The organism is Hyphomonas neptunium ATCC 15444 (genome assembly GCF_000013025.1).
Classification (GTDB): Bacteria; Pseudomonadota; Alphaproteobacteria; order Caulobacterales; family Hyphomonadaceae; genus Hyphomonas; species Hyphomonas neptunia.
In genome coordinates this window covers 2,669,509-2,681,838 of the sequence record NC_008358.1, presented here as the reverse complement: position 1 = coordinate 2,681,838, position 12,330 = coordinate 2,669,509, and the positions used below count along the sequence as shown (strand labels likewise).

Annotated in this window: 7 protein-coding genes; 2 read left to right on the top strand and 5 right to left on the bottom strand. The window is 55.5% G+C overall.

The annotated features are described in order from the left end of the window. Positions 1–60: 60 nt before the first annotated feature. The gene (locus HNE_RS12510) at positions 61–5,208 is read left to right on the top strand and encodes a RecQ family ATP-dependent DNA helicase (RefSeq protein ID WP_011647524.1); all 5,148 of its coding nucleotides are present in this window, start codon (positions 61–63) and stop codon (positions 5,206–5,208) included. 5 nt (positions 5,209–5,213) lie between these two features. Here HNE_RS12510 and HNE_RS12505 read toward each other — a convergent pair whose 3' ends face one another. From HNE_RS12505 to HNE_RS12495, 3 genes are read right to left on the bottom strand one after another with little or no spacing between them, the layout of a single operon-like run. Next, positions 5,214–6,128 carry a plasmid partitioning protein RepB C-terminal domain-containing protein gene (locus HNE_RS12505; RefSeq protein ID WP_011647523.1) on the bottom strand — a complete coding sequence of 305 codons (915 nt, stop codon included), beginning with the start codon at positions 6,126–6,128 and terminating at the stop codon, positions 5,214–5,216. After that, the gene (locus tag HNE_RS12500) at positions 6,125–7,036 is read right to left on the bottom strand and encodes a plasmid partitioning protein RepB C-terminal domain-containing protein (protein WP_011647522.1); all 912 of its coding nucleotides are present in this window, start codon (positions 7,034–7,036) and stop codon (positions 6,125–6,127) included. Before HNE_RS12500 ends, HNE_RS12505 begins: the two co-directional genes overlap by 4 nt. Further along, positions 7,033–8,526 carry a recombinase family protein gene (locus HNE_RS12495; RefSeq protein WP_148206000.1) on the bottom strand — a complete coding sequence of 498 codons (1,494 nt, stop codon included), beginning with the start codon at positions 8,524–8,526 and terminating at the stop codon, positions 7,033–7,035. Before HNE_RS12495 ends, HNE_RS12500 begins: the two co-directional genes overlap by 4 nt. 174 nt (positions 8,527–8,700) lie before the next feature. On the opposite strand from HNE_RS12495, the gene HNE_RS12490 reads away from it, so the two are divergent. Next, positions 8,701–9,054, top strand: a complete 354-nt coding sequence (locus HNE_RS12490) for a hypothetical protein (RefSeq protein WP_011647520.1) — start codon at positions 8,701–8,703, stop codon at positions 9,052–9,054. Between the two features lie 332 nt (positions 9,055–9,386). Here HNE_RS12490 and HNE_RS18600 read toward each other — a convergent pair whose 3' ends face one another. Together HNE_RS18600 and HNE_RS12485 are read right to left on the bottom strand one after the other, a co-directional pair. After that, positions 9,387–9,797: a hypothetical protein gene (locus HNE_RS18600; RefSeq protein ID WP_148205888.1), complete on the bottom strand. Its 411-nt coding sequence runs from the start codon at positions 9,795–9,797 to the stop codon at positions 9,387–9,389. After that, the gene (locus HNE_RS12485; protein ID WP_049755127.1) at positions 9,787–12,300 is read right to left on the bottom strand and encodes an RHS repeat domain-containing protein; all 2,514 of its coding nucleotides are present in this window, start codon (positions 12,298–12,300) and stop codon (positions 9,787–9,789) included. Before HNE_RS12485 ends, HNE_RS18600 begins: the two co-directional genes overlap by 11 nt. Between the last annotated feature and the right edge of the window lie 30 nt (positions 12,301–12,330).

The window sequence follows — 12,330 nt, the reverse complement described above, 5'->3', positions numbered from 1 at the left end:
ACGCGTGCAGAAAGTCTGATTCGGCGTGAGCGTGCCGCCTGGTGGGAAGATCAGTAGACAATGCAAGTTGGCCTCGACTTACCAGGACTGGGTGACCTTCTGCGCCGCTGCGTGTCGATCGACTTAGAGGTCGATCCGAACGCCGCAAAGATCTTCGCCTTTGCGGCTGTCCGCCATGCGTCAGATATCAAGATCGCTTTCCGGTCCCCGAAATCGGTGACGGATAGTTCACTCGCGCTGAACAGGGCGATTGATGATCTTGAAGAGTTTGTTGCGCCGGATGACTTTCTGATCGGTCACAATTTTCTGCGATTTGACTTACCGCAGCTGATCGCTGTGCGACCCAAACTCAGCGGGCTGACGGACCGCGTCATTGACACGCTCTGGCTCAATCCGCTCGCCTTTCCCAAAAACCCCTACCATCGGCTTGTGAAGCATTATCAGGACGGGCGGCTGCTGGCCGGACAACTCAATGACCCCGAGCGGGATGCCAGGCTCGTCTTTGAGGTGCTGGGCAACCAAGTCACGGCGCTATCGGGTATTGATCAAACCTATCCTGACGCCCTTATTGCGTACCATTTCCTCTCCACCTTGGGCGAAGCGCAAGCGGGGTTTGACGCCGTCTTCACCCATATCCGCAAGGCAGCCCGCCCTGACCAGCCTAGGGCGCGCGATGCCGTTCGTAAGCTGTTGGTGGGTGCGGCTTGCGGTCTGAAGGTCGAGCAACTGATCGATCGACTCTCGGAACCAGCACGGGGCTGGCCAACGGCCTATGCCCTCTCTTGGATCAGTGTGGCTGGCGGCGAGTCGGTTATGCCGCCTTGGGTTAGGATCCAGTTCCCAGAGGCGGCGCGGATCGTCCGTGACCTGCGAGATACGCGCTGCGGGTCCTCGTCCTGCTCCTGGTGCGCAGAAAAGAACGATCCGAAGCGCGCGTTGAAAAGCTGGTTTGGGTTCGAGGCATTTCGCCCAGAGCCTAAAGATGCTGAAGGCGTTCCGCTTCAGGAGCGGATCGTTGCCGAGGCGATGCAGGGCCAGAGCGTGCTGGGTATTTTGCCGACGGGGACAGGCAAATCTGTCTGTTATCAGGTGCCTGCGCTCTCCAAGTATGAGAAAACCGGGGCCCTCACCGTTGTGATTTCGCCGCTGGTGGCCCTGATGGCTGACCAGGTCCGGGGGCTTGCCGAGGCCGGCGTCAGCGGCTGCTTCACAATCAACGGTATGTTGTCGCTCCCCGAGCGCCAGGCAGCGCTGGATGCGGTAAGGCTGGGGGACGCCGCCATTCTATTGATCGCGCCAGAGCAGCTGCGCACACCTTCGGTGCGATCTGTCCTCAAACAGCGTGAGATTGGGTATTGGGTAATCGATGAGGCGCACTGTATTTCCAAATGGGGCCATGATTTTCGGCCAGACTACAGATATGTTTCCCGCTTCATCGGGGAGTTTTCTGGCGACGAACCGCCCGCGCCGGTGATCTCTTTAACCGCCACGGCCAAACCAGAGGTCGTGCAGGACATTCGATCTCATTTCAAAACGAAGATCGATGTTGATCTCGCAGTTTTAGATGGCGGGTCAGTCCGGACCAATCTCAGCTTTCGGGTTGAGAGGACGACCAAAGCCACAAAGTTTGCAGACGTACTTCAAACCCTGAGGTCAGATCTCCCGCAAGAAGGGCGCTCGGGCGCCATTGTGTATTGTTCCACGCGGACCGGCACGGAGCGTATGGCCGATTTCCTGAAAGCTCAGTCGCTTGAGGCTGAGTGCTTCCACGCGGGTCTCACCCCTGAGACGAAGCGAGACATCCAGGAACGTTTTCGGAGCGGGGATTTGAGGATCATTGCCGCGACCAATGCGTTTGGAATGGGCATAGACAAGCCAGACATCCGATTGGTCATTCATAGTGACGTTCCAGGATCCCTTGAAAACTATATGCAGGAGGCGGGCAGGGCAGGGCGCGACCGACTGCCGGCTACTTGCGTCCTTCTGTATGCAGAAGAGGATGTTGAGCGCCAGTTTAGTCTCTCTGCTCGCTCTCGCTTGGAAAAGCATGAAATCGCCGCATTGCTCAAAGCCATTCGGCGTCTCGATCAACGTCTTCAAAAGGACGGAGAGGTCGTCGCAACCCCTGGCGAGATAATTAAGGAAGAGGAAGACCGAGAGTTTATGCGCGACAGCGCAACCGACGACACGCGCGTCAAAACCGCCGTAGCTTGGCTCGAAGAAGCTGGATTGCTCACGCGCGAGCATAACCGCACGCACGTCTACCCATCCTCTCTGAAAATCCGAAGTGTCGAGGAGGCAAGAGCGATCATTGGGAATGCCAACATAACAGAGCGTCGGCGGGCTCAGCTTCTCCGCATCGTTGGTCACCTTGTTGATGCTGAGCCTGATGCCGGGGTGTCAACGGATGAGCTTTCATCGGTTTCAGGACTGGCGGCCAGCGAACTGAGAAAAGCCCTCATCGACCTAGAAACCTTAGGGATCGCCGCCAACGATACCGCGTTAACGGCTTATGTGACTGTCGGCGTCGCAGAAACCTCAATGCAGAAGTTTCAGCAGGCGTTGCAGCTAGAAAAAGACTTCATTCAGGAAATGGAGGAGGTGGGTGCCGATGATGCAGATGGCACAAAGCTGACCCTTCATATTTCTGGGGTATGTCAGCGTCTGAGAGACCAGGGATACGCATCTGTTCGACCCGATGTTCTGCAGCGGATGCTCAAGAGCATCGCTGAAGATGGGCGAGATGACAGCGGCGGGCAGGGGAGCCTGAGGCTCCGAAAGCCCAATCGCTCGACGATCACTTTGGAGCTTCAACGGTCTTGGAGGGCCATTCGCGAAATTGCCGATCTACGCCGGCGCGGCGCTGAACTCATCCTCAGTGCCCTTATTGGAGCAGTTCCGCCGCGAACGCGCGGTAAGGACATTCAGGTCGCGACGACTGTCGGAAAGCTCAGCGCAGCACTTTCTTCAGATGTTCTGCTTGCAAGTTCGGTCAGCAATATATCCAAGCTGCTCGACCGGTCATTGCTTTGGTTGCATGAGCAAGAAATCATCACTCTGGGCCGAGGGCTAACGATATTCAGGCCCGCCATGACGCTTCAACTTAGCCCTGGCACGCAGGCTTTCACCAAGCGACATTTTGATCCGTTAGCCGATCACTATACGGAGCAAACGACACAAACGCATGTGATGGCTGTGTTTGCTGAGCAAGGCCTGATCTCGATGAATAGGGCGCTCTCGCTGTCGCATGACTACTTTTCCTTGGAGCGCGACGTATTCTTAAGGCGCTGGCTGCCCAATCGGAGCGCTGATCTTCGCCGCCAAACGATGCCAGCGTCTTGGCAAAAGATTGTGGGAAGCCTCGGTAACCGCGTTCAGATGGACATTGTTTCTGATGAGCGTGATCAAACCAATGTGCTCGTTCTGGCGGGGCCCGGCTCTGGAAAGACAAAGGTGCTGGTGCATCGTATCGCCTTCTTGATACGGGTTCGGCGGGAAGACCCCAAGGGGATTTTGGTTCTCGCCTATAATCGCCATGCCGCTCAGGAAATCCTTGTGCGCCTGCGGGCTCTGATTGGTGAAGATGCTGCGGGCGTCAACATCTCTACCTGTCACGCGTTTGCGATGCGCTTGGTGGGGATGAGCTTTGTCGGCCGCTCCGACATGCAGACCACCGCAGATTTTGATCGAGCGATCGAGGCGGCTACGCAATTGTTGAATGGAGATGGCCTAACAACCGTCGAGGCCGAGGCACAGCGAGATACGCTCGTTCAGGGATATCGGTGGATCCTCGTTGATGAGTATCAGGACATCGGCCCTAATGAACATGGGTTGGTCGCTGCCATTGCCGGTCGCAGCTTGGATGATCCAGATCAACGCCTCAGTCTTTTCGCTGTTGGCGATGACGATCAGAATATTTATGCGTTTGGCGGCGCCAGTGTCGAATACATTCGCAAGTTCGAGGCAGATTACTCGGCAAAGCCGGCATTCTTGGTCCAGAACTACCGTTCGACGCGGCATATAATTGAAGCGGCGAACCAGGTAATTGCCCCGGCCAAAGAGCGCATGAAGATCGCTCATGCAATTGAGATTGACCAGGGGCGGCGAACAGCGCCCAAGGGAGGCGTGCTCCACTCTCTCGACCCGGTAGCCCAGGGGCGTGTGCAGCGACTGAGGGTGAAAGGCGGAAGCAAGGACCAGGCGATCGCCGCCGTGAATGAATTGAAACGCCTATCCCAACTTACGCCCGACTGGGACTGGAAACGAACGGCGATCATCGCGCGGCAATGGAAATACCTTCAGCCTGTGCGCAGCTATTGTGAAGATCTGGGTATCCCCGTCGATATGGGCAATGAGGACTCCCTTCCACTATGGCGTCTGCGCGAAACGCAGGCGCTGGTCGAGTTCATCCGGGGACGTCTGGGAAAAATGGTGAGCAGCGACGAGCTCTGCTCTTTCATCGCGGCACACCCATCGAACGAATGGTGGTGTATGCTCCAGGAAGCCGTCAAAGATCTCGAAATTGATATTGGGGATCGATCTATCCCGATCGATGAGGTGCTCGAGTGGTTGGCAGAATGGTTAAAGGAGACGCGCCAGGCGCCCCGGGGACTAATGTTGCTTTCTGCGCATGCGGCGAAGGGATTGGAGTTTGATCACGTCGTGGTTCTAGATGGAGGATGGGATCAAGCCTCCAAAAATGAAGATCCGGATGCGCCGCGGCGTCTCTACTATGTCGCGATGACAAGGGCCAAGCAGAGCCTCTCATTGATCTCGAATAGTGGATCCCAGCTTTTTGCAAAGGGTGGTGAGCGAGGAGAGATCTTGGAGCGGGAGGTGTTCTTAGACCCCAGCGATTTGGCGCGCTGTAGTCGCATATACCAATCCGTCAGTATGCGAGATGTCGATCTATCTTATGCGGGTCGATTGAAGCCAGACGATCCCGTGTTGAGTGCGATCTCAGCCGCTAGTATTGGGGACCGAGTATCGCTCATTTGGAGGGATAAAAGTTGGTCGATCGAGACTGATCGAGGGATTCAGCTTGCGCGACTCTCGAAGGCATTTTCGCCGCCGCAAGGTTTGAAATTTGAGCGCGGAGAAATCCATGCCTGCATTTCGCGAACGAAGGGTGATGTTTCTCCAGAATGGCTGCATCCTTTGCAGAGAGACGCGTGGGAAGTCATTATCCCCAACTTGACCTTTAAATGACGACATCAAACAGGCTCAGCCGGCATCGTCGAAGCCATTTCAGCGATCGCTTGAAACTCACTCAAGAACTCCGGCCGATACTGCATCAGATAACGGACAATCCGAGGATTTCCGAGGAGCTTCGAGATGTACCCCTTGATGACGGTCAGCTGCAGGTGGTCTTTGCCGTAAGACTCCTGAATGGAGGTGATGGATTCTTGCAGCCTCGTCAGCTCCCGCTCCATACGGGCCATGGTTTCAGGCGTGACGCTCATGACCCGTTTGGCCTTGGCACCATCGACGAGTTGAGACTGCGGCGTGCCGGCTAGGATGGCAGAGGCGTAGGCGACGGTATAGTTGTTCGCATTGACGAGAAGTTCGGCCGCTTCGATCTGCCGGAGCGATTTCATTTTCCGGAGGATTTCAAAGAGCGCCATGGGGCAGGGTTTATCTTTGAGGATGGCGACCGCCTCGTCACAAATTCCATCCAGCAAGCGAACCTTGCGCCGGACACTCATGGGCTGAAGGTCTAGCGCTTTGGCGATCTTTTCTTCTGGGACGCCGCGATCGATCGCTTTCCGGATCATGCGGTGTTCCTGGACAGGAGAGAGGCGGCTGATCCGTTTGTTATAGGTGAAGGCTTCGTCATCGGTTGCAACCAGGCACTCGACTTCTTTGACACCGAGATCCTTCAAGGCTTCGAGCCGAACATGGCCATCCACCAGCAAGTAAGTGTCCCGTTGCTTTGGGCTACGCGCCACGACGGGTGGCTCAACGAGCCCCACTTCTTTTATAGATGCCAGAATCTGGCGATATTTCTGGCTGAGCTTGAGGGTTGCCGGCAGCGTGCGTAGCGGAAGAATGGAGAGAATAGGAAGCGTGATACAGTCCTGCTCGAAAGCGGCGAAGACTTTGGCTTTGTGATCGAAAGGGCCGGTCATGACGTTCCTCCAGCGGTCAGGCTGTCTTCAAGATATTGCGGCAATGAGCCAAGCCCTTCGGCGCGCAGCAGGTTCAAAAAGGCTTCATCTCTTTTCAGGGACCGAAACGCTTCGATGACGAACAGCAGCTTGCCTTGCGTAACTTCGGCCTTCTTGATGATCAGCTTCTGCCTGTCTGCCTCTTGTCGATATGCCCGGACCAAAGCGTCGCTCGTCAGGGGACGCTTCGCTCCGGTTCGGCCGGCGGGCGACGACCTGATATGTGGGCCGCGCCGTTGGCGTTGCTGGAGCAGCTTCAAAACGGCGGAGAGCTTTTTCCCCCGGAGCTTCTTTTCCATATAGACTTCTGTCAGCGCGCGCTGGGCGCCTTCATCATCGGTCTTAGAGATATCGATGGCGAGATTGAGTGGGATGAGCCCTGTCTCCACCGCTGCGACGAGGCGCTCCTCGCCGCGTTCCAGAAGTCCGGCAATCATGCTGACATATTCCGCCGTAACACCAATTTTGCCCGCGATCTGACGATCAGTGTAGCCGCGGTTCCTGAGGGACCCGATCTCCTGCATGAGATCGATCGCCCGGTGCTGTCGGCGAGCGCAGTTCTCAACCAGGCTCATGACGAGGCAGTCGCTTTCATCAGCCTCAATGATGACGGCTGGGATCTCTGACTGCCCGAGCTCAACAAAGGCTTCTAATCTGCCCTGGCCACAGACCAGATCGTATTCGGCAGGATCGGTATTCTTGCGGACTGCGACGGTGATGGGGCGCTTTAACCCTACCTTGGCAATGCTCTCGACCATCTCGGCAAAGTTGCGCCTGTTGCGAACACGGGGATTGAGGATCCGAATGCGGTCGATGGGGATTACCGTCACCTGGTTTGGCGCGCTCTCTATATATTCGTCGTCGATCATAACGCCTCCACAAGCTGAGCCCTTCGGGACATGAGAAAGAGATAGTCGAGGGTGTCGAACCGATAGGCATCGAGCCCAAGGCCGTTCTGCTCGCTCAAGCGAAGCTTTTCAGACGTGATGTCCAAGCTCGGCAGGAGAAAATAGTCTTGGGGGCCGCGGTTGAACTCATCCATCCGCACGGCAATCGTGATGTCAGGAACCAGCCCGGTATCGAGACGCACATGCCAGCGCAGGGAGCCGGCCAAAGTCGCGCTACATCGGGCAAGAATCACAGAGAGGGCGAACTCTCCGTTCACGCAGATCAGCTGCGTGGCAGCATCGACCTCAGCCTTTCCGCCGGCCGTTTGTATGCCTGAGATGATGTCTGCCACAAACTGGGGGTGGGCGGCGCGCAGGCGACGGTTGATTTCGATGTAGCGGTAGTCCCGCTCCGGATCATACCCAATCAGCTGGTAAGCCCGTAGGAGGCTGCCGAAACGGTGCCTGTAGGCACCCGAAGACGGCATCGTCTCACACTCATCTATAATGAAGCCTGAGAGCACGCCCTTCTGCTGGAGAAGGCCTCGCAGCCTAGTCAGTAGATCGTCATCGGAGAGGTGTTGGCTGCGCGCATCGACAATCTGCCGGGCCCGGAGGAAAAGGGCTTCCTCGACGATTGCCGGGAAGGCGTCGTTGGCCCGGATCCACATCTCGCGCGGGTTTTTAACGCGGCGCTGCTTCAGCTTGAAGGAAACCCGGTTGAAGATGTTGTGGCCGATGTATTTTTCATTGATCAGAATCTGATGAACGGCGGCGCGGGTCCATGGGCGATCAAAGTCTGTCAGGACGCCGCGCGCGTTTAGAAGCGCGGCGATTTGCGTTTCAGAAAGGCCTCTGAGGACGAACAGCGCGTAGATTTCTCGAACAATGTCGCATTCAGCCTCTGGTCCAGGGATGAGCACCACGCGATCAGTCTGTAGGCTCTTTCGTTCCCCCTTGGAGAGTTCTCCCTTCGGCGATCCCTGCTCATCGATGAGCATGCGGCGCAGCCCGTAGCCGGGATGGCCGCCTTGGCGGTAGCCGAGTTCCACAAGCCGGCACTGACCCGCAAAGACTTTGACCGAAAGCTCCCGGCTGTACTCACCGGCCATCACGCGCTTGACGGTCTTGAGAAGGTTCGAGCCGATGCTGCCATCATTCTCAAACTGCTCGCCGCAATAGTGGACCCTTATCCCGGCTCGGGAGCAGACATATTCATGATAGGCGCCTTCATCTGCATTCTGGAACCGGCCCCAGCGGCTGACATCATAAACGAGGATCGCTTGAAAGTCGGCCTGGCCAGCCGAAACCGCTGCGATCAATGACTGCAAGGCTTCGCGTCCATCCAGTCTCAGACCCGACCGCCCGGAATCCTCATAGACACGGATAATCTCATAGCCCCGATCGTCGGCGTAGCGGCGCAGGACATCAAGCTGATTTTCGGTCGAGTATTTCTGGTGGTCGGTCGACATACGGACATAGGCAACCACGGGATCGCGCGGTGCCTGATCATCTGGCGCGTGCGGGCGCGTTGTCGGCTGTCTCCTTCCAGACACCTCAACAATTCCTCATTATCAGCAGATAGGCCCTTCAAGCTAAAAGAAGGGAACGAGTTCGGATCAACTTCATAACCGAAGGAGGCAGGAATGTCGTTTCCGAAAGAGGGCAAGTTCTTTCCCCCAGGAGACGGGGCAGGGATCGAACATCGCTATGCAGCCGAAATTGCCGGCGCCTTAAATCGATCGCTTGGCGCAAATCGCGCGCGGATCAAGACGGCCGTGGCCTGGACAGGGGCGAACGAGCGCACCGTCAAAAACTGGTTCTCTGGAAAGTATGGTCCGAGCGGGGAGCACCTCATCGGACTTATGCGGCATTCGGACGATGTGCTTGAAATTGTTCTAGAGCTTTCGGGTAGGTCCGTGCTGTTACATACGGTGCGAGCAGACCGGGCCGAACAGTTGTTGCGAGAGCTGATGGTTGTGCTTCGGATGGATACTTAGTTTCGCGCTTTCCGTCGTCCTCTCGAGCCGGCGGCGCCGCCTTATGGCAGCTTATCTCGCTTGTGCCCAACGAAGCGACGATTGCAGCTCAAGCGCGCATATACCTTCAAAACGGATACGCTCAACCTTCGGAGGGAAGCGATTCTGATAAACTTATGCTTCCTGTTGAAGGCAGTAGCCTCAAGCAACAATCCTTGTGGCGCACAAAGTTCATTCTTCGATATGCTGGCGAACCCTGCTTTCTGGCAGCTCGAATTCATTGATGCGATTTTCTACGAATCTCGAGCTAGGTGGGAAGTGACAACGCCGCTGCTTCGACCGCACGCGGCTCTCTACGCAGCCGCGCCATCCTCAGTAAATTCCGGCTCATCAAAACTTAAAACATCAATCACATCATTTGCCGTCACTACTATAAAGTGCCTGAGCCCCGTAGGTAGTTCCTTGTCTAAGCTTTCGTAGATTGCCCAGTCTAAAAAGTCAGAGCCAGCAGCTTCATAGCAACCACTTTTTAGATATCCTCCCAGAGATTTCCAATATTGGGAACGTGACCCTTCATCTGCGTTCCGATAGCCGTAAACAGCCGAAAATCCTATAATAAAGTCGGCCTTAGTATTTTCTGATGCCGACACATGTATATGGAAGCCTTTTCGATTATCAACTATTTCGGTTACTTCCCAAGAGCGTTCGAACATACGATCGAACGTTATTGCAGTTGGTTTTGGGTATTTGGCATCAGTCTTCATATCTATATTTTTTCCTATTTTTTCCATCCTGAACTTCAACCGTTGGCCTGCCATCGGTACTATCCGGCCTCACATTCACCTTTCTGCCGTCGGACAACTTACCGGTGCGAACGCCATCTCCTCGATCCTGCACAGAATCTGGGTCGACAATTTTGTCGAAGTCCTCATTGGCCTTATCCCATCCCCCGGTTTTGTCCCACAGTTCTGATCGCCCTTTTGTCTCTCGTCCTTTGGTTGCACCCTCCATGATACCGTCTAATAGGCTATCGTTTTGGTTGTCACTTGGGCTAAGGAGTGCGTCTCCCAAATCCCAGAGCAGGAGCGCAGTCGTGCCAACGGCCAACGCTCCTCCAACCACGTCCGCGGGGCCTGGGGCCGGGCTGTCGGCTAACGCTACGCCGCCGGAAACCACGTACCGACCTCCCGACCTACCCAATGCTGCAGCGAGTTTAAGTTCGGAGATCATACCCGTCGGATCTGTCGCATTCATCGGATCATTCCCGACATATGCATAAAGATTCGTCTGATCTTCATACCCAACAGGATCTGCCTGCAGGAACCTACCTGTCGCGGAATCGTATGCGCGGGCCTTGTAGTGATAGAGTGCCAATTCCGGCAGCTGGATCTGCCCTGTATATGAGAACCGGCCCAGGTTTGCAGACCCGGGGTAGCCAAAGGCGTCATATGTATTGCGTGAAACCGATGACCCGGTACTAAGCGTAACACCGATAATCGATCCCTGATGATCCGCATACAGATGCCGGCGCAATCCAGAAGCCACGGTAGGGCCCTCATACCAGATGAGAGGTTCGTCAATCCTGGGCCCGTGCAGATATCTGCGAAGCAGGTTGCCAGTGCTATCAAGCTCCCCCACCAGCGCATCACCGTCGAAGAGAAACTGTGTGACGCTCCCCCCGCTGATTAGCTGGTGAAGTCGACCGCGAGGATCGTACTCCAAACTTGCATTCTTTGCACCTGAAGCAGAGATCAGACGATTTTCTGAATCATACGCGTAACTAGTAGTGCCGTCAGAGGAGAGGTTGCCATTCGCATCATACGTCCTTGCTGTACCAGCCGTGCCTGAATATTGATTCAGGCCATTAGAGATATAACTTCCTTCCAGTCCCGCGGGCCCGGTGTAGGAGTATTGGCTGTTCGAAGTCGTCCGTGTAACGATCTGACTGGATTCATTGTAGCCAAGACCCAGAGTGACGTCTTCGGCAGTCCCCAGAATATTCTGCGAGATTGACGAGAGCCTGGATATTGAATCATAATCATATGTGGTGACGCCTGCGCCGGAGCGAACAAGCGTTTTACGCCGCCCCTGCTCGTCGTAACCGATAGCGAGCACCTGAGTCCCACCCCCCTCATGAATAGTAACAACTCGGTCCATGCCGTCAAACGTGTAAGTGAAGAAGCTGGTATCGGGATGAGTAATCCGGCTACGGTTTCCATTCGCATCGTACTGGTACGACAGGATGAGCGCCACGCCTCCAAGATTGGTTGACGAACTTGTTGCTCGTCCTAGACCATCATAAACTGTCGTTATCCCTTGCCCCGCGACCGATCCAAAGCGCTCATAGAGAAGCAGGCCCCTGAGATCATATCCATAATGAACATCGCCGACAGTCCCCGGCACGTTTTTATTCGATAGCCGATTGAGCGCATCAAAGGTAAATGAAATCGTCTGACCATCCCGCTTTCGCAGCGAGGTCCGATTTCCCGCAGGATCGTATTCGTATAATTCGTAGTCGGCTGTATTAGTCTGACCTGGTGTAGTCTTGGACGGAAACTCCCAGCGCTGCAGCCTATCACGGCCGTCATATACAAAAGCTGATCTGTTGCCCTTCGCGTCTGCAACGCTGGCCGATTGACCGTTTAGACTGTAGGTGTACGTTGCATAATCTTGCTGAAGGGGCGTCCCATACGCCTTCTGGGTCTTCAAAATCCGCCCGGCTGCGTCATAAACGTTTCTTGTGATCCGATCAGGCCCATGCGCCCCTGAAAGCCCCAATGAACAGGCGCTTACGGGAAGGCTGCTGAACACGGCAGGGTTCATTCGCAAAGCTTGGCATTCAAGCCGCCTGTCTTCATCATGGCTGAATTGCGTTACCTTGAGAGTGGCGCCGCCGGAGGTAATTGTAGTCTTTGCCTGGAGACCTAAGGTGTCGTAGGACGCGTTTTCAGCACGGAAGACCGTGAAAACACTTCCCCATGCTGAAGGAGCGATAGCCTCAGATTGCCACGTAGACAGTTCGCCGAATTCAACGCTGACCCACATGCCGTTGGAATCGTATGAATAGCGCTCCGCGAGATATTTGTTTGGTCCCGCCCCGTCCGGATCAGGACGAATGACGCCGGTCAGATTTCCTGCAAGATTGTATCGATATCCCGTAGTGTAGGCCCCGGGCGAAGCTTGAGCGCTGGCAATGGCCCCGCAGGTTCCGGCTATCATACAACCCACGCCGATACCTGACATCAGCTTTCCAATCACACTCGCCATTTGCCTGATTGCTTTCTCTGTTTCAAAAAA

Bases quoted from the DNA above. Each gene is read 5' to 3' on its own strand.
- HNE_RS12510 (WP_011647524.1), top strand. From the start codon at position 61: ATGCAAGTTGGCCTCGACTTACCAGGACTGGGTGACCTTCTGCGCCGC.
- HNE_RS12505 (WP_011647523.1), bottom strand. From the start codon at position 6,128: ATGACCGGCCCTTTCGATCACAAAGCCAAAGTCTTCGCCGCTTTCGAG.
- HNE_RS12500 (WP_011647522.1), bottom strand. From the start codon at position 7,036: ATGATCGACGACGAATATATAGAGAGCGCGCCAAACCAGGTGACGGTA.
- HNE_RS12495 (WP_148206000.1), bottom strand. From the start codon at position 8,526: ATGTCGACCGACCACCAGAAATACTCGACCGAAAATCAGCTTGATGTC.
- HNE_RS12490 (WP_011647520.1), top strand. From the start codon at position 8,701: ATGTCGTTTCCGAAAGAGGGCAAGTTCTTTCCCCCAGGAGACGGGGCA.
- HNE_RS18600 (WP_148205888.1), bottom strand. From the start codon at position 9,797: ATGAAGACTGATGCCAAATACCCAAAACCAACTGCAATAACGTTCGAT.
- HNE_RS12485 (WP_049755127.1), bottom strand. From the start codon at position 12,300: ATGGCGAGTGTGATTGGAAAGCTGATGTCAGGTATCGGCGTGGGTTGT.